The organism is Streptomyces sp. 4N509B (assembly GCF_052245655.1).
Classification (GTDB): domain Bacteria; phylum Actinomycetota; class Actinomycetes; order Streptomycetales; family Streptomycetaceae; genus Streptomyces.
This window is the reverse complement of record NZ_JBQQBZ010000025.1, coordinates 24342-49130: the sequence shown is the minus strand read 5'-3', so window position 1 is coordinate 49130 and position 24789 is coordinate 24342. Positions and strand designations below refer to the sequence as shown.

Below are 24789 nucleotides of genomic sequence, written 5' to 3'. Positions count from 1 at the left end.
CTGCGGGGCGCGAGCCCGAAGGCCCGCGCCCCGCAGCCGGGTGCCGCCTCGTGTCGAGGCGAACGACGTGGGATACCCGCGAGGGTCAGCCACCACGGATGGCGGCGGCGCGCTCCTCGTCCTGCTCCTGGAGGCTGTCAGCGGTGTCGTGCAGGAACTGGGCCATGCCGGTCATGCCCTCGAGCGTCTGCTTGGCACCGTTGGTGAAGTCCTCGTAGGCCTCGTTGAACGCGCCCGACGAGGCCGACGTGACGTAGCCGTTCTCGGTCAGGTCCCGGATGTAGTTCTTCAGCTCTTCGAGCTTCTCATCCAGCGTGGTGTGCTCCTCGGTGAGGTGGTCACCCGCGTCGTGCATGTCTTGATAAGTGACATCCATATCTGCCATGGATGCCTCCCTTCCAGTCGTGCGGAGGTCGGATCCCCCGCTGAATCCGATGGTCCCCTCCGGCCGTTGAGGCCTTCGAGGCTAACCATAAGGCTCATCCGCACGGTGAGCGACGGAGGGGCGTCCGTCCCAGAGGTCCCGCGCGTATCCGGTAGCAGAGACGGTCAAACGGCAGATGCGGTTGCGGTCGTTGTTGGCGAAATCCCGTGCGTTTCCGGTGGCGGTCGCCGGGAGCCCCGATCAGCCCGTTCCCGCGACCGGTTCGCCGGCCTGGACGACCTGGCGGGGGCGGCGCTCGTCCCACAGCACGGAGGGGTCGGCGAACGGGTCGCCGTCGAGCAGCAGCAGGTCGGCGCGGGCGCCGACCGCGACGCGGCCGAGGTCGTCCCGGCCCAGCAGGCGGGCGTTGACGGAGGTGGCGGAGCGCAGGCAGGCCAGGACGCCGGCCGCCTCGGTCTGGAGGCGCAAACCCGCCAGCTGGTCGTTCTCCAACGCGCCCATCAGGTCGGTGCCGAAGCCGACCGGCACGCCCGCGGCGTGCGCGAGCGCCACCGCCCGCTGGCCGGCGTCGAGCACCTCCTGGTTCTTGGCGCGGGCGAAGTCCGGCAGCCCCACCTCGGCGCCGCGCCGCCTCATCGCGTCGTACGTGGCGAGCGTCGGGACGAGGAAGGCGCCGTGCTCGGCCATCAGCGCCGCCGTCGGCTCGTCCAGCAGGTTGCCGTGCTCGATGGAGCGCACGCCGTTGAGGACGGAGTGGCGGACGGCCTCGGGCGAGTAGGCGTGTGCCGCCACGTAGGAGCCGCGCCGCGTGGCCTCGGCGGTGACGGCGGCGACCTCCTCCGGCGTGTACTGCGGCGGGCGGATCGGGTCGGCGGGGGAGATGACGCCGCCGGAGGTCATCAGCTTGATCGCGTGCGCGCCCTGCCGGAACCGCTCGCGGACCGCGACGCGGAGGTTCTCCACCCCGTCGACCACCTCGCACATGTGGGAGCCGTGGAGGCACAGGCCCGTCTGCTCGGGGGAGCGGGCGTCGCCGTGGCCGCCGGTCTGGCTGAGGGCGGGGCCGGTGTGGAGGTACCGGGGTGAGGGGATCAGGCCGTCGGCGACGGCGCGGGCCAGCCCCGCGTCGCCGCCGGCCACGTCCCGCACGGTGGTGAAGCCGCGGGCCAGCGCGCGCCGAAGCCGCCGCGCCCCCGCCAGCGCGAGGTACGACAGCGGGCTCGTCTCGATCGCCAGGCTGTCCAGCGAGACGCCGTAGGCGTGGAAGTGGGCGTCGATCAGGCCCGGCAGGACGGTGCGCCCGGCCGCGTCGACGACGCGCTCGGCGCGGGTGACGCGGGGGTCGATCTCGGCGATGACGCCGTCGCGCAGGTACAGGGAGGTCTCGGTCAGCTGCTCGGAGACGCCGTCGAAAACCAGGGCGTTGGTGATGGTCAGCTCGCTCACGGCCACACCGTACGTCGCCGGGCGATGTCCGGATACGGGTGGGGCGCCGATGCCCATCAGTAATATGTCACATGTAGCATGCGAGAGGGTGGGAGGTGCGCGCGCCCACCCGCGCACACCGATCGCCCGTGCCGCGCGCCCGTGCGCACCGCACGAGACCGAGAACGAGGAGACCTCCATGACCGCAGCCCCCGCCTCAGACGCCGACGCCCGTCGGCCCTGGCACGGCGTCAACGTCGCCACCTCCCTGCCCTACGACGACGGCCTGCGCGTGGACCACGACGGCTTCGCCGAGCACGTCGCCTGGCTCGCCGAGCAGGGCTGCGACGGCGTCTGCCCCAACGGCTCCCTGGGCGAGTACCAGAGCCTCAGCGACGAGGAGCGGGCCCGCGTCGTCGCCACCGCCGTCGCCGCCGCGCCCGAGGGCTTCACCGTGATGCCGGGCGTCGCCGCCTACGGCGCCCTCCAGGCCCGCCGCTGGGCCGAGCAGGCCGCCGAGGCCGGCGCCCAGTGCGTGCTGCTGCTGCCGCCCAACGCCTACCGCGCGGACGAGCGCACCGTCGTCGAGCACTACCGCGAGGTCGCCAAGGCCGGGCTGCCCGTCGTCGCGTACAACAACCCCCACGACACCCGCGTGGACCTCAGCCCGTCGCTGCTGGCCCGCCTGCACGCCGAGGGACTCATCGTCGCGGTCAAGGAGTTCAGCGGCGACGTGCGCCGGGCGTACCAGATCCGCGAGGCCGCGCCCGACCTCGACCTGCTGATCGGCGCCGACGACGTCCTGCTGGAGCTCGCGATCGCCGGCGCCGTCGGCTGGATCGCCGGCTACCCCAACGCCCTCCCCGCCGCCAGCGTCGAGCTCTACCGGCTGGCCACCTCGGGCGACGCCGCCGACCTCGCCCGCGCCGTTCCCCTCTACCGCGACCTCCACCCGCTGCTGCGCTGGGACTCCCAGCCGGTGTTCGTCCAGGCCATCAAGCTGTCCATGGACCTCGCGGGCCGCCGCGGCGGTGCCTGCCGCCCGCCGCGTTCGCCGCTCAGCGAGGAGGACGCCGCCGCGGTCCGTGCCGCGACCGAGGCCGCCCTGGCCGCCGGGTACCGGTGAGGCGGGCGCGGCGCGCCGCCGGCCCGGCGTGACGGCCGGGGAGAGTGCGGGGAGGTCCGGGAGAGTCCGGGCCGTCGAGGAGTGAAGAGGAACGAAGAGGAGTGAAGAGGAGTGAAGGGGTGAGGAGCTAGCGATGCGGTCACGACGTGTCTTCCACACCGTCGAGAGTCACACCGAGGGCATGCCCACGCGCGTCGTCACCGGCGGCGTCGGCACCCTTCCCGGCGCCACCATGGCCGAACGCCGGGAGTGGTTCGCGCGCCACAGCGACGACGTCCGCACCCTGCTGATGTACGAGCCACGCGGCCACGCCGCGATGAGCGGCGCGATCCTCCAGCCCCCGACCCGCCCCGACGCCGACGTCGGCGTGCTGTTCATCGAGGTCTCCGGGCTGCTGCCGATGTGCGGCCACGGCACCATCGGCGTCGCCACGGTGCTGGTGGAGACCGGCATGGTGGAGGTCACCGAGCCGGTCACCACCATCCGGCTCGACGTGCCCGCCGGCCTGGTCACGGCCGAGGTCGCCGTGGAGGACGGCGCCGCCCGCTCCGTCACGATCAGGAACGTCCCCTCCTACGCCGTCGGCCTCGACCAGCGCGTCGAGGTCCCCGGCCTCGGCGAGGTCCGCTACGACATGGCGTTCGGCGGCAACTTCTACGCCATCGTCGAGCTGGCCGAACTGGGCCTGCCCTTCGACCGGGCCGCGAAGGACGAACTCCTCACGGCCGGCCTCGCCATCATGCGGGCCATCAACGCCACCGAGCCGCCCCGCCACCCCGAGCGGCCCGACATCCACGGCTGCCACCACGTGTACCTGGCCGCGCCCGGCTCCACCGCCGCGCACTCGCGGCACGCCATGGCCATCCACCCCGGCTGGTTCGACCGTTCGCCCTGCGGCACCGGCACCTCCGCGCGCATGGCGCAGCTCCACGCCCGTGGCGAGCTGGGGCTGCACCAGGACTTCGTCAACGAGTCGTTCATCGGCAGCCGCTTCACCGGGCGCCTCGTCGAGACGACGACCGTCGGCGGAACGGGCGCGGCCGGCGGCGCGGGGCGGGCGATCCCCGCCGTGGTGCCGACCATCACCGGGCGCGCCTGGGTCACCGGCACCGCCCAGTACCACCTCGACCCGACCGACCCGTTCCCCGCCGGATTCCTGCTGTGACCCCCGCCCTGCCCACGATCGGACGACGCGAGAGCCTGCGGGAGGCGGTCTCGGGCGCGTTGCGCGCCGCGATCGTCTCCGGCGAGATGGAGCCCGGCGTCGTCTACTCCGCGACGGCGCTCTCCACCCGCTTCGGCGTGTCCGCGACGCCCGTGCGCGAGGCGATGCTCGACCTGGCCCGCGAGGGCATGGTGACCGCCGTGCCGAACAAGGGGTACCGCGTCACCGAGGTCTCGGAGGCCGACCTCGACGCCATCACCGAGCTGCGCCTGCTGATCGAGCCGCCGACCGTGCGGCGCGTGGTGCCGCTGATCCCCGAGGCCGACCTGCCGGGGCTGCGGCGGCTGGCCGAGGAGATCGTCGCCCGCGCCGAGGCCCGCGACCTCGTCGGGTACACGGCCGCCGACCGCCGCTTCCACCTCGCGCTGCTGGACTACAGCGGCAACCCCCGGCTGGTGGACACGATCGCGAGCCTGCGGGCGCAGACCCGGCTGCTGGGCCTGGCCTCGCTCTCCGAGGAGGAGCTGACGGACTCGGCCGCCGAACACCTGACGCTGATGGACCTGGTCGCCGCCCGCGACGAGCGGGGCGCGTTCGAGCTCATGAACCGGCACATCGGCCACGTCAGGGGGAAGTGGGCCGGGCACGGAGCCGGACAGGGCGCCGCGGGGCAGGAAGCCGCCGGGCAGGGGGCCGGGCGGTGAGTCGGGGCGGAGCGGCGCCGGCCGGGGCCGCGGCCGGGGCGGCCGACGTCCTCGTCGTGGGCGCCGGGGTGGTGGGCGCGGCCGTCGCCCACTTCGCCGCGCGCGCCGGCCTGCGCGTCACGGTCGTGGACCGCGGCCCCGTGGCCGGCGGCACCTCCGGCCGCGGCGAGGGCAACCTGCTGGTCTCCGACAAGGAGCCGGGACCCGAACTCGACCTCGCCCTCCACTCGCTGCGGATCTGGCGCGAGGAACTCGCCGCGCACGCCTCGCTGTGGGAGTACGAGGCCAAGGGCGGCCTGATCGTCGCCGCGACCGCGCCGGGCGCCGCCACGCTCGCCGAGCTGACGCGACGGCAACGGGCCGAGGGCGTCGAGGCCGTCGACGTGCCCGCCGCCGAGCTGTCCTCCTACGAGCCGAACCTCGCGCCGGGTCTGCGGGCCGGCGCCTACTACCCTCAGGACGCCCAGCTCCAGCCCATGCTGGCGGCGGCCCAGCTGCTGCGGCTCGCGCGGGAGGCGGGCGCGACCGTGATGACCGGCACCGAGGTGACCGGCTTCCTCCGTGACGGCGAGCGCGTCACCGGCGTCCGCACGCGCCGCGGCGACCGGCTGTTCGCCGGAGCCGTCGTCAACGCGGCGGGCCCGTGGGCCGGCGCCCTCGCCGCGCTGGCCGGGGTGCGGCTGCCCGTCGCGCCCCGGCGCGGCTTCGTCCTGGTGACCGAGCCGCTGCCGCCTGGCGTGCGGGTGCGTCACAAGGTCTACGCGGCCGAGTACGTCGGCGACGTGGCCAGCTCGGCGGCGTCGATGGCGACCTCGCCCGTGGTCGAGTCGACCCCCTCGGGCACCGTCCTGATCGGTTCCACCCGCGAACGCGTCGGCTTCGACGAGCGGCTGTCCCCGCCCGCCCTGCGCGCGTTGGCCACGGGCGCGATCGGCCTCTTCCCGGCGCTGGCCTGGGCACGCGCGATGCGGACCTACAGCGGCTTCCGCCCGTACTGCCCCGACCACCTGCCCGTCATCGGACCCGACCCGCGCGCGCCCGGCCTGTGGCACGCCGGCGGGCACGAGGGCGCGGGCATCGGGCTGGCCGCCGGCACGGGGCACCTGCTGGCCCAGGCCCTCAGCGGCGCCCGCACCGACCTCGACCTTTCGCCGTTCGCCCCGGAACGCTTCGACGCCCCCGCCCGCGAGACCCGCGAGACCGGGGAGACCCGGGAGACCGGCGAGGCCCGGGAGACCCGGGAGACCCTCCCCGACAGCACAGGGAGTCAGGACACGTGATCATCACCTTCGACGGCACGCCGCTGACCGCCCGCCCCGGGCAGAGCGTCGGCGCCGCCCTCACCGAGGCCGGCGTCAGGTCCTGGCGGACCACGCGCCACGAGGGCGCGCCACGCGGCCTGTTCTGCGGCATCGGCGTCTGCCACGACTGCCTGATCACGGTGGACGGCGAGCCGGGCCACCGCGCCTGCCTCGTGCTCGCCCGCGACGGGATGGAGCTGAGCAGCGAGTGAACGCGACGGACGGGACGCGCGAGGAGCCGTGGGACGTGGCCGTGGTCGGAGCGGGGCCCGCCGGCCTGGCAGCGGCGGCGGCCGCCGCCGGCGCCGGGCTGCGCGTCGCACTGGTCGACGCGGGCGCCCGCCCCGGCGGTCAGTTCTGGCGCCACGCCGAGGGCGACGACGGCACGGGGCACCACGACTGGGGCACCTTCACGCGCCTTCGCCGCGCGGTCGGGGACCACGAGGCCGCCGGCCGCCTGCGGTACCTGCCGGGACACGAGGTGTGGACGGTCACGCGGAACGAGCCGGTGGCGGCACGGACGCCGGACGCCGGAGCGGCGGGCCCCGGCTCGTCGGACGGGAAGCCGACGGGCGAGCGGCCCGGCTTCGTGCTGCGGCTGACGGGCGGGCCCGCCCGCGCGCTGGCCGCCCGCGCCGTCATCCTCTGCCCCGGCGGCTACGACCGGCAGCTGCCCGTCCCGGGCTGGACGCTGCCCGGCACGATGGCGGCCGGCGGCGCACAGGCGCTGCTCAAGGGGCACCACACGCTGGCCGGCCGGCGCGTCGTCGTCGCCGGCACCGGCCCGTTCCTGCTGCCGGTCGCCACGGGCCTGGCCGGCGCCGGGGCGAGGGTCCTCGCCGTCTGCGAGGCAGCCCACCCGGCGCGCTGGCTGCGTCACCCGCTGGCCTCGGCGGCCACCCCGGGGAAGGCCGCCGAGGCCGCCGGCTACGCCGCCGCGCTGCTGCGCCACCGCGTGCCGTACCTGCCCCGCACCGTGGTGACCCGCATCCACGGCACGAGCGAGGTCACCGGCGTCACGCTGCGCCGGGTGGACGCCGCCGGGCGGGCCGTGCCCGGCGGGCACGAGCGGCACCTGGCGGTCGACCTCGTGGCGCTGGGCTGGGGGTTCACGCCCTCCCTCGAACTGGTCCTCGCCACCGGAGCCGCCACCACGACCGGCGCCGACGGCTCGCTCGTCGCGGTCGTCGACCGGGCTCGCCGCGCCACCGTCCCCGGCGTCTACGTCGCGGGGGAGGCGACCGGCGTGGGCGGCGCCGCCAAGGCCGTGGCCGAGGGCGAACTCGCCGGGCTGGCCGCCGCCGTCGACGCGGGCCGCCTCCTTTCGGGGGCGGGGCGGGCTCGGGCGCGGCGGCTGGCGGCGCGCGTCGCCCGCGCCGAGACGTTCGCCACCGCCATGCACCGCGCCCACCCGGTGCCGGAGGCGTGGACCGGGTGGCTCACGCCGGACACCGTGCTGTGCCGTTGCGAGGAGGTCGAGGTCGCGGCGGTCGACGCGGCGCGGGAACGGCTCGGCGCGAGCGACCCGCGCACCGTGAAGCTGCTGGCGCGGCCCGGCATGGGCCGCTGCCAGGGCCGCGTCTGCGGCTTCGCCACGGCGGCGCTGCTCGCGGCACGGGAGGGACGGCGGGTTCGTCCCGAGGACCTCCGCCCCCTCGCGAAACGGCCGTTGGCCGTCCCCGTCCCGCTGAGCGAGCTGGCCGAACTGGCCGAGCCGAGCGCTTCCGACGACGCGAACGAGTCGAACGAGTCGAACGAGTCGAACGAGCCGAACGAGCCGAACGAGCCGAACGGAGCGGGCTAGCCGGGAGCGCCGGACGGCCCGCCCCGCGTGGCGGGGCCCGTCGTCCGGATCGTCGCGGGGCCCGCGCCGCCCGGCACTCCGGACGACGCGGGCCGATCCACGAGGGTCGGGACGCGGATCCCCCCAGCGGGGTCGGGCCGTCGACGGGACGGGGGCGGTCAGTTCAGCGCCCAGGTCAGCTCGTAGCCGCCCTCGCTCCACAGGATGTCGGTGGGCTCGCCGCCCTCGGGCACCAGCACCGAGGCACACATCTGGACGGTGTCGCCGACCGCGATGTCCTTGCTGTCGCTCTCCTCGTCGGTGCACCCGCCGGGGATCTCCATGCCGATGAGGACCAGGGGCGTGCCGTAGGACCCGTCGGCGTTGACGGTCGTGGCCTTGGAGACCGGGTCGACGAACTCCAGGTCCTCGCCGCCCACGCTCGTGAAGCTCAGGTAGAGGTGGGCCGGGACCATGCCCTCGTACTCGGAGGGTTCCAGGAGCCCTTCGAGGTCGGCCGCCTCCCCGGTCTCGAGCCGCTCGGCGGTGATCTCCAGCACCCCCGCCGTGCTGTCCTCGAACGCGACGGGGTCGCTGGCCTCGCCGAGCCCGTAGGCGTAGGCGCCCGGTTCCACCGCCTGCACGTCGCTTTCCGCCGCGGCGTCGTCCTCGGCGGGCTCCGACTCCTCCTCGGCCGGCGGCTCCTCCTCCGCCAGGGGCTCCTCGGTCTGCTCGCCGCTCGCGCCGCCGTTGGCCGACGCGTCCGTGCCGTCCGAGTCGTCGTCGGAACCGCAGGCGGTGAGCGCCAGGGCGAGGACCGCCGTGGGAACGACGGACCTGAGCCAGGCGGACTTCCGCTGTGACACGTGCATCTCCCGTTCTGAAAGGGCTGTTCGTGGCCCCAAGCCAACAGGAGTGCCGCCGGGAAAGGCGGCGAAACGGCCCCCGACGTCGTAAAGCCGCCACGTGCGGTGCGTGTGGACGGCCCGACGGCCGGACAGCCGGGCAGCCGCCGGCAGAGGGGCTCAGCCGCGGGCGGTCGTCACGGTGAAGAGCCCGACCCGCTCGTGCTCGCTTCCGACCTCGGTGAAGCCGGCCTCCCTGGCCCAGCCCTCCGTCACCGCCACCGGCCGGCACACCATCCGCCACGGCTCGCCCTCGCGGTTGGGCAGCACGTTGGCGATGAACTCCAGCTGCGGGTGGCGGGTCTGGGTCGTGAAGACGAGGGTGCCGCCGGGCGCCAGCAGGCCGCGCAGCCGGGCCATCGAGGAGCGGATCGGAGTGTCCTCCAGCAGCAGTTCGTACAGCCCGGAGACGACGATCACGTCCGGCTCCTCGCCGGGCGGTGGCGGCGCGGGGTCGAACGCGTTGCCGCGCTCGTAGCGCACGACGTCGGCCAGGCCACGCTCCCGCGCCATCGCCCGGCCCTGCGCGAGGCCGGGCGCGGCCAGGTCGCGGCAGACGACCCGCACGCGGCCGTCGGGGCAGGCGGCGGCGAGGTCCAGCAGGTAACGGCCGGGTCCGGCGGCCAGGTCGAGGACGCGGACGGGGCGGGTGTCCGGGCGACGGTCGATCTCGGCACGGAGCGTGCGGCGCAGCAGCTCGCCGCGGGCGCGGATGGCGCGCCAGCCGACCGCGTTGAGGTAGGCGCGGTCGACCAGCCGTCCCACGCCGAGGGAGCCGTGGGCGCGGTTGGCGTAGACGTAGTCGAGCATCGAGCCGCTGTCGAAGCCGTGCTCGTAGCCGATGCGGATGCCGGTGCTGGTGCGTCCCACCGTGTGCATCAGGCTCCGCATCGCCGCCCACTTCAGCCGGGCGAGGCCGCCGCTCGCCGCGGGGCCGGCCGGTGCCGTCTCACCCGCGCGCGAACGTCCGGCGTCCGCCGCGTGGTTTGCGTGCCCGGTGGGCGTCGCGGTCTTCGGACGTCCCGGTCGCTTCCGGCTTCTCGGACTGTTCGAGGTCGTGTTCATGGCTTCGCGTCATCTCCGTCGTCTTTGTCGTCGTTGCCGTTGTTGTCGTCGTTGTCGTGGGGGACGTGGGGGTCGTCGTCGGCCCCCGGCCGTCGTCCGTCCCGGCCAGGCGGCGGACCTGCCGGTGTGCCGCCGCCGGGTCGCGCGTCGGTGTCCCGAAGCGCACCGTCACGCGCGCGCGGCGCAACCGCCCGCCGTCGGCCGGCAGCAGCCGGTCGGTGCCCACGAGGCCGACCGGCACCAGCGGCACGTCCGCCAGTTCCGCCAGCCGCGTCGCCCCCGAGCGGAAGGGCCCCAGCGAGCCGTCGCGCGAGCGCGTCCCCTCGGGGAAGACCACCACCGTGTGTCCGCGCGCCAGCAGCCGCGCCGCCCGCGCCAGGTCGTCGAAGCCGCGCCCGCCGCGGCGCACGGGGAAGCCGGCGGCCAGCCGCCGGCAGACGGCCGCCCGCAGCGGGCCCGCGAACCAGTAGTCGGCCGCGGCCGCCACCAGCGGGCGCCGCCGTGCCGGCAGCGCGGCGAGCAGCGCGGCGGTGTCGGCGTGCGAGGCGTGGTTGGCCACGACGACACACGGGCCGCTCGGCGGCGGGCCCTCGACGCGCAGGCCCCCGACGGCGCGCAGCACGTTCCTCCACAACGCCCTGCGCACCAGTGCGCCAAGCAGCGTGCCGCCGGCCCGTTCGCCGGCCCGTTCGCCTCGTCCCCCTGGTCCGGTCACGGCCACACCACCGCCACGGCCAGCGCCACCAGCAGCGAGTCGACACGGTCGAGCAGCCCGCCGAAGCCCGGCAGCCAGCCCCCCGCGTCCTTCACGCCCGCGCCGCGCTTGAGCATCGACTCCAGCAGGTCGCCCAGGGGCGCCCCGACCGCGACGGCCAGCAGCAGGCCGGGCGTCGCCGCGTCGAACAGCCACAGCACACCCGCCCCACCGGCCGCGCCCCCGACGACCCCGCCCCACCGCTTCGCCGGGCTCAGCGGCGACAGCGCCGGGCCGCGCAGCAGCCGCCCGCCGCACCACGCGCAGACGTCGGCGGCGGCGATCGCGGCGCACAGCGGCAGCGCCTCGTCACCGAGCAGCACCAGGCCCGTCAGCGGCAGCAGCCACACCACCCCGAACACGGCACCCCTCGCCCGGTCCGCGCCGCCCGCCGCGTCGCCCGCGAGCACCGGCAGCAGCGCCACGGCGATCAGCACCACGAACAGCAGCCGCGTCACGTGCCCCGGCGCGAGCCAGGAGGCCAGCGGCAACGCGACCACCGCCGCGCCCATCACCGCGCGGTCCGCGACCCCCAGCCCTGCGAGCCGGCCGTACTCGGCCGCCGCGACGAGCCCGACCACGGCCGCCACGGCCGCCGGCCCCGGCCCGCCGAGCGCCAACGGCCCTCCGACGAGCGGCACGATGACCAGCCAGCTCAGCCAGCGCTCCCGCAACTCCCGCCGCCCGGACCGCCACACCGCGAACCCGCTGACGGCGAACGCCGAGCCGACGACCGCGAGCGCCGTCACCGCAGCCCCCCGAGCCGGCCCAACGGACCCCACAGCCGCGCGAACCGCACCACCGCGGTCACCACGGAGCCGGCCGCGACCACCGCCAGCACCGGCGTCGCCCACCCGGTGAACGCCACGACCACCAGCGCCAGGCAGCGCTCGGTCTTGCCGACGGGCCCGCCCTGCACCCGCCCCGCCCCCGCCGCGGCCCCGGCCAGCGCGACCCACGACGGGAGGGTGGCCGCGAGCGCGGTGACGGCGACGAGCCAGGCGTCGGCCAGGGCCAGGCAGCCGGCGAACGCGGCGAGTTCGGCGGCGCGGTCGCTGACCTCGTTGACCAGCGCGCCGCGTCGGCTCGCCAGGCCGGTCTGGCGGGCGAGCGCCCCGTCGAGGTTGGCGCAGGCCAGACGTGCCGCCAGCAGCGCCGCGACGAGGAGCCCCGCCGCCACCCCCGGGGCCGGTCCGGCCAACGCCAGCCCGGCGCCCGCCCCCGCGGCCACGCCCGCCGCGCTCACCGCGCCCGGAGCGACGTCGCGCTCCGCCAGCCACGCCCGCACCCCGGTCAGCCGCTGGGAATACCAGGGCTTGAGGGCGTACAACCCGCTCGTTCTGCTCATGCCCCCACGGTCGCGGCCGGCCCGGGCCGCCACATCCGCGAAGCTACTCAGCCAGGGCACTCAGACCGGGCTGGGTACCCCGGGGCGCGGCACGGGGCGGAGCCGGACGTGTCGCGGGGTCGGGCCGGGGGCGCCGGTCAGGGCCGGGGGGCGCGGGGCGCGTCGTCCGCCAGCACCTGCCGGACCGCGTTCGTCGCCTGCCGCACGATCCCCGGGTTGGTCTCCCAGTAGTAGGGGAGCGCGATGACGGCCTGGGCCAACGCCCAGCCGCGCCCCCGCAGCCACGCGGCGTCGTCCACGGCGAGTTCGGCGCGGAAGCGGGCGCGGCTCGTGCCGGTGAAGAGGTTCCAGGCGGCCATCAGGTCGCAGGCGGGGTCGCCGACGGTCAGGCCCCCGAAGTCGATGACGGCCGTCAGCCGGTCGTCGACGCACAGGAGGTTGCCCGGCAGCAGGTCGCTGTGGATCCAGACGTCCTCGCCGTCGAAGGCCGGTACGTCGAGCGACGCCTCCCAGGCGCGCAGCGTCGCCGCGCCGTCGACGCGGTCACCCAGGCGCGCGACCGCCTCCCGCACGCCCTGGTCGTGCTCCGCGAGCGGCCCGCCCCGACCGCCCGGCCGCCGCGGTGGCGCCCCCGCCGTGTCGAGGTCGCGGAGCGCGCGCACGAAGGCGGCGAGGTCGACCGCCGCCCGGTCGAGGTCCAGGTCCCCGACCGCGGCGTTGGCGTCCCGCCCCGGCAGCCACGCGTAGACCGACCAGGCGTACGGGTACCCCTCGGCCGGGAGGCCGCGCTCCAGTTGGACGGGCAGCCTGAGCGGCACGTGCGGCGCGAGGCGGGGGAGCCAGGTGGCCTCCTTGTCCGCCTGCCCCGTCGCCCAGGAGATGCGCGGCAGCCGCACGACGAGCTCGTCGCCGAGCCGGTAGACCGTGTGGTCCGTGCCGGCGGAGACGACCTGCCGGATCGGCAGGTCGGCCCAGTGGGGGAACTGGCCGGCGAGCAGCCGGCCCACGAGCGCGGCGTCCGTCGAGGGCTCGTCGGCGTGCATCCTGGTCGTCCTGTTCGTCCTGGCCGTCATGCCGCCATCCTCGGAACGCGCCGCGCCCGCGGGCAAACGGATTACGCCGCCGGCGGCACCACCGCGATGTTGAACGTGTAGCTGCCGATGGCCTCCGCGATGCCGATGAAGAGCCGGGCGTACTGCTCCTGGGCGACGGCGGTGGAGATGTCGCCGATGTCGAGCAGGGAGGACGCGGGCCAGCCGAGGTCGGTCAGCAGCGCGGCGGTGGTCCGCTTCGCGTCGGCGTCGTCGCCGGAGAGGAAGACGCTGCTCGGGCCGGCGACGGAGCCGGGGGCGACCATCACCGCGGCGTCCATGGTGCACAGCGTCTTGACCACGTGCGTGTCGGGGAGGGCGCGTTGGACGCGCTGGCCGACGGAGTCGGTGGGGAAGGAGAGGTCGACGGCGACGTCGACGAGCACCTTTCCGGCCAGGGCCGGGGCGATCGCGGTGAGGAAGCCGACGGAGCTCTCGCCCGGCGTCGCGTTGACCAGGACGTCGCTCGCGCGCGCCGTCTCCTCGACGCCGGCGACGCGCAGGCCGGGAACGTCACGCGAGGCGGGCTCGCGGGAGCCGAGGAGAACGTCGTGGCCGGCCGCCGTCCAGCCCGTGGCGAGGGCGCGACCGACGTAGCCGGTGCCGAAAAGTCCGATTCTCATACCGCGACGCTAACGGGTGGCCCGCGGCGCGCGGATCGGCCGGAGGAACCAGCCGGGTCCCGGACGTGCCCTAGGCCGAAAGGCTCACGCGCGGCCGGGCGGCGGCCGGCCGGCGTGTCGCCTCGGCGTGACGGTCTCGTCGTTGTAGGGCCAACGACGTGGCTGATACCGTTCCTGCGGGCTTGCCGGGGTCGTCACACCACTTTCTTTCCGCAGGCCCCTTCCAGTCGTAGCGGGGTTGGTGTTTCGCGTCATGAAGACTGAGGACAGGGCGTCTGCGGCTGCGAGGCGGCCGGTGACCGTCGGACCCGTCGCGGGTGACCGACTTCCCACTCCCCCTCGCGAGCGCAAGCCCGCGCTGGCCGCGTTGGCGGCCCTGCTCGTCCTCCTCGGCGCGCTCGGCGCCACGATGCTCGTGCTGCGGGCCGGTGACCGGATCGAGGCGATCATGATCACCGAGCGCGTGCCGGCGGGCCAGCCGATCCCCGAGGAGGCGATCACCTCCGTCATGGTCGCCGACAACACCGACGTGGCGTACGTCGAGTGGAGCCAGCGCGGCCAGCTGGACCGGTACCGGGCGGAGACGGACCTCGTGCCCGGCGCCGTGCTCGTCGGCCCCATGCTCACCGAGGAGGCGAGCCTCGACGAGGGACAGGCGATCGTCGGCGTCACCCTGGAGCCGGGCCAGTACCCCCCGGGACTGGAGGCCGGCGACACCATCGCCGCCTACCTCGTGGGCGACGGTGCCACCGAGACCGACGAGGAGACCGAGACCACGCCGAACCCCCTCCTCGTCGAGCGCGCGAAGATCACGGAGATCCACGGCGAGGAGGAGCCCGACGGCAGCACCGCGGTGTCGGTGCGGATGCGCGTCGGCACCGCCGTCGTGCCGGCGCTGACCCAGGCGGCGTCCGACGGCAACGTGTCGGTGGTCATCGTCGGATCGTCCAACTCCAACTGAGGCAGCGGAAGCGACGACGGCACGACGCGGCGCGAGGGCCGGGCCGGGCCGGACGGTCGGGAAGGTCAGAGGGGGCAGAACGCACATGGCGCTGATCGCACTGGCGGCTGACAAGGGCGCACCGGGTGTCACGACCACCGCCGTCGCCTTGGCCGCGCTGTGGCCGCGCCGCGTGCTCCTCGCCGAGGCCGACCCGGCCGGCGGTGACCTCGTCTACCGCTCGGTCGGCGCGAACGGCCGCCCCCTGGACCCCAGCACCGGCATCCTCTCGCTGGCCGCCACGGCCCGCCGCGGCATCGCCGCCGAGCAGCTGTGGGACCACGCCCAGCGCCTCTCGGGCGGTCTCGACGTGCTCGTGGGCCTAGCCGGCTCCGACCAGGCCGCGGGGCTGACGGGTCAGTGGAGCGCGCTGGGCAGGGCGTTCGCCGAGCTCTCCCAGTCACCGCACCCGGAGGCCGCCGCCGACGTGCTCGCCGACCTCGGCCGCCTCGACGCGCAGTCGCCCGCCAACGCGCTGCTGCCGCACGCCGCGTTGCTGCTGCTGGTCACGCGCGCCCAGCCGGAGAACCTCGCCCACGTCCGCGACCGCGCCGCCGCCCTCCACACCAAGCTCCACGGCACGCAGCGCGGCGCCGCGACCCTGGCCCAGCCGCAGATCGGGGTCGTCCTCGTCGCCGACCCGCAGCAGGGCGGGAAGGTCGCCTCGCAGGTCAACGAGATGCTGGTGGCCTCGCAGAGCGGCGCCCGCGTCGTGGGGCTCATAGCCGAGGACGTGGCGGGCGCCGAGCAGCTCGCCGGACGGCGCCGCGGCCGGCTGGACAGGTCGCTGCTGGTCCGCTCCGCCCGCCAGCTCGTGGCGGACCTCCTACAGAACTTCCGCGCCGAGCTCAACCCCACGAGCGGCGGCCACACCGGCGAGCACCGCGTCCCGCCGCCCGCTCCGCAGCCCCAGCCGCACGCCCAGGCCGCCGCCCAGCAGGCCGCGGCGACCGCGCCGCCGCCCCCGCCCGCCGGGTACGGCCAGCCGGGTCCCGGGTACGGGCAGCCCGCCTACGGCCACCAGGGATACCAGGGCCAGGGCTACGGCTACCCCGCCCAACCCACGGCCCAGCCGGCCCAGCCCGCGGCCCAGCCCGCAGCCCAGCCCTCCCAGCCCGCGGGCGGCCAGGGCTGGCCGCGGCACCCCGGCGCCCCCGGCGCGGGCGCCACCCCGGGAGGGGCCGGATGAGCGAGGTCAACCACCAGCTCGTCAAGCGCTTCCGCCAGGAGGCGGGCGACCGCATCGCCGAGCAGCGCCGCATCGACGCCGCCAGCGGCGTCCGCCCGATGACCTCCGAGGACGAGCGCCACTACGCCCGCGCCGTCATCGCCGGCGTGCTGGAGGAGTACGCCCGCGCCGAGATAGCCGAGGGCCGCCCGCCGCTCGACGCCCAGTCCGAGGAGGCGTACGCCGCCGCCGTCCACGCCGCGCTCTTCGGCGTGGGCCGCCTCCAGCCCCTCCTCGACGACCCCGAGGTCGAGAACATCGACATCAACGGCTTCGACCAGGTTTTCATCGGCTACGCCGACGGCCGCGAGGTCCGCGGGGAGCCCGTCGCCGAGAGCGACGAGGAGCTGATCGAGCTCATCCAGATCCTCGGCGCCTACTCGGGCCTGTCCTCCCGCCCGTTCGACTCCGCCAACCCCCAGCTCGACCTCCGCCTCCCCGACGGCTCCCGCCTGTCGGCCGTGATGGACGTGACCAGGCGGCCCGCGCTCTCCATCCGCCGCGCCCGCCTCGGCAAGGTCTTCCTCGCCGACCTCGTGGGCAACGGCACCCTCACTCCCGAGCTCGGCAGCTTCCTGACCGCCGCCGTCCGCGCCCGCAAGAACATCATGATCGCCGGCTCCACCAACGCCGGGAAGACGACGCTGCTGCGGGCCCTGGCCAACGAGATCCCGGCCGACGAGCGCCTGATCACCGTCGAGCGCGCCCTGGAACTCGGCCTCGACCAGTTCGCCGACCTCCACCCCAACGTGGTGGCGTTCGAGGAGCGGCTGCCCAACTCCGAGGGCCAGGGCGCGATCAGCATGGCCGAGCTCGTCCGCCGCTCGCTGCGCATGAACCCCTCGCGCGTCATCGTCGGCGAGGTCCTCGGCGACGAGATCGTCACGATGCTCAACGCCATGACGCAGGGCAACGACGGCTCGCTCTCCACGATCCACGCCAACAGCTCGCAGGAAGTCTTCAACCGCATCTCGACCTACGCGCTCCAGGCGTCCGAGCGGCTGCCGATCGAGGCCAGCCAGATGCTGATCGCCGGCGCCGTCAACTTCGTGGTCTTCATCGAGCGGCGCAACACCTACGCCCAGGGCGGCGGCCTGCGCCGCTTCGTCAGCTCCGTCCGCGAGGTCAACGGCGTGGACGGCCGCGTGCTCTCCAGCGAGGTCTTCGCCGAGGGGCCCGACGGCCTGGTGCGCCCGCACGCCGCGATCAGCGCGGCGGAGGAGCTCGCCCAGTTCGGCTACCGGGGCAGTTGGGGGTGACGTGGACGTGGACGTGGACGTGACCACCACGGTGACGACGTCGAGGGCCACCTCGGGCGCGACTTCGGGGGTGATGAGGACACCATGAACGGCACGACCGGCCTGTTCTCGATCGAGACCGTGTACGCCCTGCTCTGCGGCGTCGCCGTCGGCGGCGGACTGGCCCTGCTGATCGCCGCGATCCGCGGCCTGCCGCCGAAGACCGCCGAGGAGCGCCTGCGGGCACAGCGCCGCTCCGCCGAGCTCGCCGGCTTCCTCAGCCGCCGCGGCACCTACGCGGCGGCGGCGGCCGTGCTCGTGCTGCTGGTGACGCGCTGGCCGGTCGCGGCGGCCGCCGCCGCGCTGCTGGCGTTCGTGTGGAACCAGCTCTTCGGCGGCGCGGCCGAGGAGCGCGCCAGCATCCGCCGCGTCGAGGCGCTGGCGGGCTGGACCGAGTCGCTGCGCGACACGATCGCGGGCGCGGTCGGCCTGGAGCAGGCCATCCCCGCCTCCGCCCGCGCCGCCGCGCCCGCGCTGCGCGAACCCCTGAACAACCTGGTGGACCGGCTCCGCTCGCGCACCCCGATGCCGGAGGCGTTGCAGGAGTTCGCCGACGAGCTCGACGACTCCTCCGCCGACCTGATCATCGCCTCCCTGATCCTCAACGCGAGGCTGCGCGGCCCCGGCCTGCGGGAGGTGCTGGGCGCGCTCGCCAAGTCGGCCCGCGAGGAGGTCGACATGCGGCAGCGGGTGTTCGCCCAGCGCGCCTCCACGCGCCGCAGCGTGCAGATCGTGGTCGGGGTCAGCGTCGCCTTCCCGCTGGGCTTGGCCGTCTTCAGCCGCGGCTTCGTCGAGCCCTACGGCGACTCGCTGGGGCAGGCGGTGCTGGCGCTCGTGGCCGCGCTGTTCGGCCTCGGCTTCTGGTGGATGCGGCAGCTCGCGCGGATCGAGGTGCCCGAGCGCTTCCTGGTCAGGCCCGAGCCGGCGGCGATGCTGCGGCCGCGCCACCCCGAGCCCGGCTCCCAGGAGCTGCCGCTCGGACTCCGCGAGGGCGTGGGCGAGGGCGCGCGGGACGGCTCCGCGCGGAACCGCGTCGCCACCGACGCGCGTGACACCCCGGGGGGCGCCGGGGTCGCGGCGGGCGCGGCCGGCGGCACGGGCTGGACGCCGCGCGGCGCGGAGGAGATCCTCGCCGCCGCGCGGGACGACGCGGGCGAGCGGCCGGGCGGCTCCCGCCGCGGCCGGTGGGGGAGAGGAGGATCACGGCGATGAACAACGAGATCACGCTGGCGGTGCTCGCCGGGGCCGTCGTCGGCCTCGGCCTGTACGCGCTGGTGCGGGCGCTGGTGCCGACGCACCGCAGCCCCGTCTCCACCGTCGCGCGGATCGACGCGCTGCGGATGCGCGGCACCAGCGGCCCGATCTACGCCCCCGGCCCCCCGCACGCGGCCGACCAGGCCCGGCGGAAGGGCCGCCGCGACGAGCTCCAGGCCCGCATCGGGGAGCGGCTGGCCGACCTGTACCTCCAGCGCGGCTGGGAGATGCGCTCCCTCAGGGCCGACCTGGCGCTGCTGGACCGTGGCTGGGAGGGGTTCCTGGCGCAGAAGGTGGTGCTGGCGGCGACGGGCATGTTCTTCGGGCCCTTCCTCATCGCCGCCGCGTGGGCGGTCGGCTTCGGCGTCAGCCCGGCCATCCCGGTGTGGCTGGCGCTGGCGTTCGCCGTCGGCTTCTTCTTCCTTCCCGACCTGGAGGTGCGGCGGGACGCCAAGGAGAAGCGGCGCGACTTCCGGCGCGTCGTCGGCGCCTACCTCGACCTGGTGGCGATGAGCCTGGCCGGCGGGCGCGGCCTGCCCGAGGCGCTGAAGGCGGCGGCCGAGGTCAGCGACGGCTGGGCGCTGAAGCGCATCCAGACGGCCCTGGCCGACGCGCGGATCACCGGGCTCACGCAGTGGCAGGCGCTCGGCCGGCTCGGGGACGAGGTCGGCGTGGAGGAGCTGAAGGACCTGTCGGTGTCACTGGCGCTGGTGGCCGACGACGGCGCGAAGGTGCGCTCGTCGCTGTCGGCGCGGGCGGAGACGATGCGTCACCGGGAGCTCGCGGAGATCGAGGGGGGAGCGGGGGAGAAGTCGCAGTCGATGCTCATCGCGCAGCTGCTGCTGTGCGTCGGGTTCCTGGTCTTCCTCATCTTCCCCGCGGGGATGAGGGTCTTCTCCGCCTCCTGACCGCCAGGCCCGGCCACCGGACACCGACCACCGGCCACCACCGGCCACCGCCGGGCCCCGACCACCATGACCGACCGTGAAGACAGCTCGTGAAGACAGCTGGAGAGGAACCACAGACATGTTGCGCAGACTTCGCCATCCGGCGACGGACCTCCTGATCGCCCACCTGCGGGGACGGCTCGACCGCGCGCGGGCCGCCGAGGACCGCGGCGCCTCCGCCATCGAGTGGGTCGTGATCGCGGCCGTCGTGGTCACGGTGGTCGCCGCCGTCGGCTTCGTCATCTCCGAGGCGCTCGAGGGACGGGCCGACCAGGTCGGCGACTGCATCGAGGGCATCGACGGAAACGCCGAAAACTGCTGATGGCCGGCCGGCTGTCACGGTTCGTGCGCCACCGGATCGCCCAGGGGGCGGATCGGGGCGGCGCGGTGCTGCGCACGAACCGGGCGGGCCGGGCGGACCGGGCGGACCGGGGTGCCACGGCGATCGAGTTCGTCTTCCTGACGCCGGTGCTCTTCTTCATGATCTTCGGCGCGGTGCAGTTCGCCATGTACTCCTTCGGCGAGACCGTGGCGAAGGCCGCCGCCCAGGCCGGGGCCCGCACGGCGCGGGCCGAGTTCACCCCCAACCCCGACGGGTGGGCGGAGCAGGCCGAGACCAAGACCTTCGACTACCTCGACGAGCTCGGGCGTGGCCTGTTCGAGGGCGAGAGGCACGTCCGGGTGAACCAGACGGGCGAGTTCACCGTCCGGGTCGAGGTGGAGGCCGACGTGCCCTCGATCCTCGGCTTCATCGACCTCACGGTTCAGGCGTCCTCCGAGGGCCCGGTCGAGCGCTTCGACGAGGACGACGGCGCATGACGGGCCACGGCATCGGACGCCGGGCGGCCGGGGAACGCGGGCTGTCCACCGTCGAGGTGGTCTTCATCGCCCCCCTGATCATGCTGTTCATCCTGGTCCTGGTCTCCCTCGGCCAGACCGTCTCCGGCCGCAGCGCCGTCTACGGCGCGGCCCGCGACGCCGCCCGCGCCGCCTCCCTGGAGCGCGGTGTGGGCGCGGCGATGGACGCCGCCAGGGACGTGGTGGGTGAGCAGCTGGAGGACGTCTGCGCCGACGACCCGGTCGTCACCCAGGTCGACGACGCCGACGGGCGCGGCTTCGCGCGGGGGGAGCTCTTCACGATCGAGGTCTCCTGCCGGGTGCGGGGCCTGGACCTGGTGGGTGTGGGTCTGGAGACGACCATGACCGGCCGGTCCAGTTCGCCCGTGGACGAGCTGCGGAGGATCGACGAGTGAGAGGCGTGCCGCGGCCGCTGCCGCCGAAAGGAGAACGCGTGCGGGAGGGTGTCCTCGAACGCGTGCGGGAACGAGCCCGGGGTCAGGGCCAGGGCCGGGACCGGGGCTCGGGTGCCGTCGCGGTGGTGCTCTTCTCCCTCGTCGTGCTGGCGCTGGCCGCGTTCGTCGTGGACAGCGGCATGGCGATCTCCCAGCGGGAGCGCGCCATGGACCTCGCCGAGCAGGCCGCCCGGTACGCCGCGCAGGACATCGACCTCGACGCGTTGCACGCCCACGGCCCGCCCGCGCCCATCAACTTCGGCAACTGCGAGGCCAACGTGGCCGAGTACGCTGCCTCCGTGGACCTGTCCGAGGCCGACGCCGCTGCCTCGGAATGCGTCAACGAGGGCGGCAACGAGGTCACGGTTCGGATCAGGCTGACCTACGAGCCCGTCTTCACCGGCATCCTCTACGACGACGCGCTGGAGGTCTGGGGCGAGGCGACGGCCCAGGCCCAGACCGGCTGAGCTGACCGTCGCCCGAGAACGACCCACCCGCACTCGTCACGGACAGATCACCACCAACGGGAGCAGGAGCAGACGCCATGGCCCGCACGACCCCCTCCAACCGCGGGAACCGCTCACCCGTGAACGTCAGGGTAGGGCGCAGCTTCGGCGACGTGATGAAGGCGTTGTTCGCCTTCCTCGCCCTGGCGTCGCTCGTCGTCGGGGTGCCGCTGTCGCTGGCCCTCTTCATCGGCTGGCCGCTGCCCGAGTCCATGCCGGACGCGGACACGCTCACCCAGGAGATCGACACCGACGCGTTCCTCGGCTTCCTCGGCGTGCTGGTCTGGCTGGCGTGGGCGCAGTTCACCGCCTGTGTGCTGGTGGAGGTGCGGGCGGCGGTGACGGGCGTCGGCATCCCGCGGCGCGTCCCCGGCGCCGGGCCCAGCCAGATGCTGGCCCGCCAGCTCGTCAGCGCCCTGCTGCTGCTGACGTCCGCGACGGCGGCGATCACGCCGGGCCTGAGCAGCATCCCGAGCTTCCTCGACGGCTCCGGCGGCGGCACGCCCGTGGCGGAGGCGGAACGGACGCCCGGCCAGCACGCGGGCGGCCCTGGCGGCGGCGCCACGCACGTCGAGCCGGCGGTCGTCCTGCCGGACGGCGCGGGGGACCGGGCCGGCGAGGAGGCCGAGGACCCGACGAAGTACTACCGCATCCAGCCGCCGGAGGGCCGCCACCACGACACGCTGTGGGGCATCGCCGAGCGGCACCTCGGCGACGGCCTGCGGTACAAGGAGATCTTCCAGCTCAACAAGGACCGGGTGCAGCCCGACGGATCCCGGCTGTCGGAGGCCAGCCTCATCCGGCCGGGCTGGATCCTTCAGATGCCGGCGGACGCGACCGGCGGCGAACTCGTCGAGGCCCCCTACGAGCTGGAGGAGGTCAGCGCCGAGGAAGCCGAGGAGATCTCGGAGTACGCGCAGAGCGGCGACACCGGCCCCGGGCCCGGGCCCTCCGGCGACGGCCCCGAGCCGACCGACCCGCCGGAGCGGGACGGGGAACGGGGCGCGGGATCGGGCGGGCCCGACGCCGAGCAGGCCGACCTGACCGGCCCCGCCGGCGGCGGGAGCGGCACCGCGGACCTCACGTTCGACACGGGCGACGGCGGCGCGACGACGGAGGCCGCGCAGGAGGCGGACGAGGGCGGCTTCGGCCTGCCCGAGGCGTTGATGACGGCGCCGCTGCTCGCCGCGGGTCTCCTCGTCGCCCTCGGCCGGACGCGCCGCAACGCGCTGTGGCAGTCGGCCGCCGGCGTCCTCGGCCGCACCGTCGGCGACGGCCTCACCCCCGGCTCGGCGAACGCGTTCAACGCCCGCGACGCGCTGCTCGTCGGCGCCGACCCGCAGGCCGTGGCCTTCCTCGACCGCGCGCTGCGCCAGCTGTCGGCCGGGCTCGACGCGAGCGGCAGGGTGCTGCCGTCGGTCTACGCCGCCTGGCTGAGCGAGACCGAGCTCCACCTCCAGCTCTCCGCCCCCGCCGGCTCCCCGCCGTCGCCCTGGCAGCTCGGGCAGGCCGACACGTACTGGACGCTGGAGCGTTCCCAGCTGCCGCCCCCGCCGCCCGGCGACGACGAGGCGCCGCCCGAGGCCGAGGCCCCCTACCCGGGCCTGGTGAGCCTCGGCACCCGCGAGGACCTGCGGCTGCTGCTGAACCTCGAAGCCGTGCCGGGCCTGGTGGCCGTCACCGGCGCGCGCGCCGACCGCGAGGCGGTACTGACCTCCATCGCCGCCGAACTCGCCACCAGCGGCTGGTCGGACCGGATGACGGTGACGCTCGTCGGCTTCGGCGAGGACCTGACGGTGCTGGCGCCGACCCGGGTGCGGCACCTGGCCGACATCGCCGGCCTGCTGGAGGTCATGGAGACCGAGACCACCCTGCGCCGCAGCGCGCTGCGCCACACCGGCCAGGAGTCGATCCTCACCGGCCGCACCGGGCCCGCCCGCCACCAGCAGTGGGCGCCGCACCTGGTCGTCGTCGGCGCGCCGCCCACCGAGGAGGAGGCCGAGCGCCTCGCGGGCCTGGCCACGATCTCCGCGCCGCTCGGCATCGGGTACCTCGTCAGCGCCGACCGCACCGACCTGCCGGGCACGGCGTGGGAGTTCGACGTCGCGGCGGACGGCACGCTGCGGGAGCCCGTGATGGGCCTCGAACTGGCCGCGCAGCGGCTGCCGGCCGCCCACCGGGCCGCCGTCGTCGAGCTGTTCACCGAGCTGGCGCGCGGCGCGCGGGGCGCCGACGAGGGCGAGCTGCCCAGCGGCATGGCGTTCCTGGTCGACCTGAGCGAGCGCGGCAAGCCCGAGGTCTACGCCCAGCTGATGGGCGGGTACGACGTCAGCGGCCTCAGCGACCCCGAGCCGGCGCGGGCCGGGCAGCTGCGCGAGGCGCTGGCCATGCTGCTGCTGCACCGGGAGGGCGTCCACCCGAGGGTGCTGGCCGCGTCGCTGTGGCCGCGGGGTGTCTCCGACGACGTGCGCGACGCCCTGATCGAGCGGCTGCGGCAGTGGCTTGGCGACTGTGAGGACGGGACGCCGCGGCTGGTGGTCACCGAGGACGGCCGACTGACGTTGGCGCGGCGCGTCGTCTCCGACTGGGACGTGCTGCGCACCCTCCACTTCCAGGCGGTGGCGCGGGCCGCGAGCACGCCGGCCCCGGCGCGCAAGCGGCAGCTGGCCGACGCGCTCAGCCTGGCGCGGGGAGCGCTGCTCGAGGGGCAGCGGGCCGAGGGCCGGTTCGCCTGGCTGGAGCACGAGATCGTCGACGCGCAGTACCCGCTGCTCGTCGCGGACATCGCGCTGACGCTGGCGCAGGAGCAGCTGGGTTCGGGCGAGGCCGAGCAGGCGTACACGGCGGTGCGCACGGCGCTGGCGGCGGCTCCGATGGACGAGCGGCTGTGGAACGAGCTGCTGCGGGCGGCGCACGGCACCGGCCGCGAGGAGTGGCTGACGGGCGCCGCCGACTGGCTGGTCTCCCACCACCGGCAGCTCTTCGGCGAGAACCAGGCGCTGCCGGCCCAGACGGAGGCGCTGTTGGACGAGCTCCTGCCGAACTGGCGGGTCACGAGCTGACGCGACGCGCCCGCGGGGCCGGGCCCCGCGGGCGCGGGGCGTGCTCGGGCTCCGGCGGGGCCGAGGGCTCCCGGGGGTCCGGTGGCGCCAGCGGGTCCGGTGGCGCCGGAGAGGCGAGCCGGGGGAGGAGCGCGCGGAGCGCGTCGCGGGTCCTGGTCAGTTCGAGGATGCGGTCGTCGATGCGGCGCAGCTGGCTGGTCAGCAGGCGTGCCGCCGCGGGGTCGTGCTCCGTGCCCTCGTCACGGACGCGCAGCAGCAGCCGGATCTCCGCGAGGCTCAGCCCGGCGGACTGCGCGCCGCGGATGAACTCCAGCCGCTCGGCGCTCTCCGGCGGGTAGTCGCGGTACCCGGAGGGTGTGCGTGGCGGCTCCGGAAGCAGGCCGGAGCGCTCGTAGAAGCGGATCGTCTTCGTCGTCACCCCTGCCGCGTGAGCAAGCGTCCCGATGCGCATGCCACCAGCATAGGCAAGGGGAATGCCCAGCTCCGCTTCCCGCGCTCCGCGGTCAGCGGACCTCCGCGTCGGCGCA

The 24789-nt window shown here is 75.4% G+C and carries 25 protein-coding genes and 1 pseudogene; 16 read left to right on the top strand and 10 right to left on the bottom strand.

Annotated elements, in window-relative coordinates; genetic code table 11:
* Positions 1 to 85: 85 nt before the first annotated feature.
* Positions 86 to 385, bottom strand: coding sequence for a WXG100 family type VII secretion target (locus ACTWP5_RS21780; protein ID WP_443222735.1), 300 nt, complete (start codon positions 383 to 385; stop codon positions 86 to 88).
* Between the two features lie 240 nt (positions 386 to 625).
* Complete coding sequence (locus ACTWP5_RS21775; protein WP_443222734.1) at positions 626 to 1831, bottom strand: amidohydrolase family protein; 1206 nt, start codon at positions 1829 to 1831, stop codon at positions 626 to 628.
* A gap of 178 nt (positions 1832 to 2009) precedes the next feature.
* On the opposite strand from ACTWP5_RS21775, the gene ACTWP5_RS21770 reads away from it, so the two are divergent.
* From ACTWP5_RS21770 to ACTWP5_RS21745, 6 genes are all read left to right on the top strand, one after another.
* The gene (locus tag ACTWP5_RS21770) at positions 2010 to 2936 is read left to right on the top strand and encodes a dihydrodipicolinate synthase family protein (RefSeq protein ID WP_443222733.1); all 927 of its coding nucleotides are present in this window, start codon (positions 2010 to 2012) and stop codon (positions 2934 to 2936) included.
* A 133-nt stretch (positions 2937 to 3069) separates the two neighbouring features.
* Positions 3070 to 4101 carry a proline racemase family protein gene (locus ACTWP5_RS21765; protein ID WP_443222732.1) on the top strand — a complete coding sequence of 344 codons (1032 nt, stop codon included), beginning with the start codon at positions 3070 to 3072 and terminating at the stop codon, positions 4099 to 4101.
* Positions 4098 to 4805: a GntR family transcriptional regulator gene (locus tag ACTWP5_RS21760; RefSeq protein WP_443222731.1), complete on the top strand. Its 708-nt coding sequence runs from the start codon at positions 4098 to 4100 to the stop codon at positions 4803 to 4805. Before ACTWP5_RS21765 ends, ACTWP5_RS21760 begins: the two co-directional genes overlap by 4 nt.
* Positions 4802 to 6085 (top strand): NAD(P)/FAD-dependent oxidoreductase, encoded by a 1284-nt coding sequence (locus ACTWP5_RS21755; protein WP_443222730.1) that lies wholly within the window; start codon positions 4802 to 4804, stop codon positions 6083 to 6085. The genes ACTWP5_RS21760 and ACTWP5_RS21755 overlap by 4 nt, the downstream gene beginning before the upstream one ends.
* Positions 6082 to 6318 carry a (2Fe-2S)-binding protein gene (locus tag ACTWP5_RS21750; protein WP_443222729.1) on the top strand — a complete coding sequence of 79 codons (237 nt, stop codon included), beginning with the start codon at positions 6082 to 6084 and terminating at the stop codon, positions 6316 to 6318. The genes ACTWP5_RS21755 and ACTWP5_RS21750 overlap by 4 nt, the downstream gene beginning before the upstream one ends.
* Positions 6315 to 7910, top strand: coding sequence for an FAD-dependent oxidoreductase (locus tag ACTWP5_RS21745; RefSeq protein ID WP_443222728.1), 1596 nt, complete (start codon positions 6315 to 6317; stop codon positions 7908 to 7910). The genes ACTWP5_RS21750 and ACTWP5_RS21745 overlap by 4 nt, the downstream gene beginning before the upstream one ends.
* 158 nt (positions 7911 to 8068) lie before the next feature.
* Here ACTWP5_RS21745 and ACTWP5_RS21740 read toward each other — a convergent pair whose 3' ends face one another.
* The 7 genes from ACTWP5_RS21740 to ACTWP5_RS21710 form a co-directional block, all read right to left on the bottom strand.
* Positions 8069 to 8755: a hypothetical protein gene (locus tag ACTWP5_RS21740; protein ID WP_443222727.1), complete on the bottom strand. Its 687-nt coding sequence runs from the start codon at positions 8753 to 8755 to the stop codon at positions 8069 to 8071.
* A gap of 159 nt (positions 8756 to 8914) precedes the next feature.
* Positions 8915 to 9859, bottom strand: coding sequence for a class I SAM-dependent methyltransferase family protein (locus ACTWP5_RS21735; protein WP_443222726.1), 945 nt, complete (start codon positions 9857 to 9859; stop codon positions 8915 to 8917).
* The gene (locus ACTWP5_RS21730) at positions 9744 to 10574 is read right to left on the bottom strand and encodes a lysophospholipid acyltransferase family protein (RefSeq protein ID WP_443222725.1); all 831 of its coding nucleotides are present in this window, start codon (positions 10572 to 10574) and stop codon (positions 9744 to 9746) included. The genes ACTWP5_RS21735 and ACTWP5_RS21730 overlap by 116 nt, the downstream gene beginning before the upstream one ends.
* The gene (locus tag ACTWP5_RS21725; RefSeq protein ID WP_443222724.1) at positions 10571 to 11362 is read right to left on the bottom strand and encodes a phosphatidate cytidylyltransferase; all 792 of its coding nucleotides are present in this window, start codon (positions 11360 to 11362) and stop codon (positions 10571 to 10573) included. Before ACTWP5_RS21725 ends, ACTWP5_RS21730 begins: the two co-directional genes overlap by 4 nt.
* Positions 11359 to 11961: a CDP-alcohol phosphatidyltransferase family protein gene (locus ACTWP5_RS21720; protein WP_443222723.1), complete on the bottom strand. Its 603-nt coding sequence runs from the start codon at positions 11959 to 11961 to the stop codon at positions 11359 to 11361. Before ACTWP5_RS21720 ends, ACTWP5_RS21725 begins: the two co-directional genes overlap by 4 nt.
* Positions 11962 to 12098: 137 nt before the next feature.
* Complete coding sequence (locus ACTWP5_RS21715; protein ID WP_443222722.1) at positions 12099 to 13034, bottom strand: aminoglycoside phosphotransferase family protein; 936 nt, start codon at positions 13032 to 13034, stop codon at positions 12099 to 12101.
* 41 nt (positions 13035 to 13075) lie between these two features.
* Positions 13076 to 13675, bottom strand: a complete 600-nt coding sequence (locus tag ACTWP5_RS21710) for an NADPH-dependent F420 reductase (RefSeq protein WP_443222721.1) — start codon at positions 13673 to 13675, stop codon at positions 13076 to 13078.
* Between the two features lie 295 nt (positions 13676 to 13970).
* On the opposite strand from ACTWP5_RS21710, the gene ACTWP5_RS21705 reads away from it, so the two are divergent.
* The 10 genes and pseudogenes from ACTWP5_RS21705 (at position 13971) to ACTWP5_RS21660 (ending at position 24262) form a co-directional block, all read left to right on the top strand.
* Entirely contained in the window at positions 13971 to 14636 is a 666-nt protein-coding gene (locus ACTWP5_RS21705) for a hypothetical protein (RefSeq protein WP_443222720.1), read from the top strand.
* Between the two features lie 85 nt (positions 14637 to 14721).
* Entirely contained in the window at positions 14722 to 15864 is a 1143-nt protein-coding gene (locus ACTWP5_RS21700; protein WP_443222719.1) for a hypothetical protein, read from the top strand.
* Complete coding sequence (locus ACTWP5_RS21695; RefSeq protein ID WP_443222718.1) at positions 15861 to 17162, top strand: CpaF family protein; 1302 nt, start codon at positions 15861 to 15863, stop codon at positions 17160 to 17162. Before ACTWP5_RS21700 ends, ACTWP5_RS21695 begins: the two co-directional genes overlap by 4 nt.
* Before the next feature lie 84 nt (positions 17163 to 17246).
* Positions 17247 to 18191 (top strand): annotated as a pseudogene (locus ACTWP5_RS21690) (type II secretion system F family protein); the annotation flags it as partial.
* A 218-nt stretch (positions 18192 to 18409) separates the two neighbouring features.
* Positions 18410 to 19363 carry a type II secretion system F family protein gene (locus tag ACTWP5_RS21685; RefSeq protein ID WP_443222717.1) on the top strand — a complete coding sequence of 318 codons (954 nt, stop codon included), beginning with the start codon at positions 18410 to 18412 and terminating at the stop codon, positions 19361 to 19363.
* 118 nt (positions 19364 to 19481) lie between these two features.
* The gene (locus ACTWP5_RS21680) at positions 19482 to 19724 is read left to right on the top strand and encodes a hypothetical protein (RefSeq protein ID WP_443222716.1); all 243 of its coding nucleotides are present in this window, start codon (positions 19482 to 19484) and stop codon (positions 19722 to 19724) included.
* The gene (locus tag ACTWP5_RS21675; protein WP_443222715.1) at positions 19724 to 20221 is read left to right on the top strand and encodes a TadE/TadG family type IV pilus assembly protein; all 498 of its coding nucleotides are present in this window, start codon (positions 19724 to 19726) and stop codon (positions 20219 to 20221) included. The genes ACTWP5_RS21680 and ACTWP5_RS21675 overlap by 1 nt, the downstream gene beginning before the upstream one ends.
* Entirely contained in the window at positions 20218 to 20655 is a 438-nt protein-coding gene (locus ACTWP5_RS21670; RefSeq protein WP_443222714.1) for a TadE/TadG family type IV pilus assembly protein, read from the top strand. The genes ACTWP5_RS21675 and ACTWP5_RS21670 overlap by 4 nt, the downstream gene beginning before the upstream one ends.
* Positions 20656 to 20693: 38 nt before the next feature.
* Positions 20694 to 21161, top strand: coding sequence for a TadE/TadG family type IV pilus assembly protein (locus ACTWP5_RS21665; RefSeq protein WP_443222713.1), 468 nt, complete (start codon positions 20694 to 20696; stop codon positions 21159 to 21161).
* A 77-nt stretch (positions 21162 to 21238) separates the two neighbouring features.
* Positions 21239 to 24262: a BTAD domain-containing putative transcriptional regulator gene (locus tag ACTWP5_RS21660; protein WP_443222712.1), complete on the top strand. Its 3024-nt coding sequence runs from the start codon at positions 21239 to 21241 to the stop codon at positions 24260 to 24262.
* On the opposite strand, the gene ACTWP5_RS21655 is transcribed toward ACTWP5_RS21660, so the two are convergent.
* Positions 24252 to 24713: a heavy metal-responsive transcriptional regulator gene (locus tag ACTWP5_RS21655; protein WP_443222711.1), complete on the bottom strand. Its 462-nt coding sequence runs from the start codon at positions 24711 to 24713 to the stop codon at positions 24252 to 24254. The genes ACTWP5_RS21660 and ACTWP5_RS21655 overlap by 11 nt on opposite strands.
* Positions 24714 to 24789: the final 76 nt, after the last annotated feature.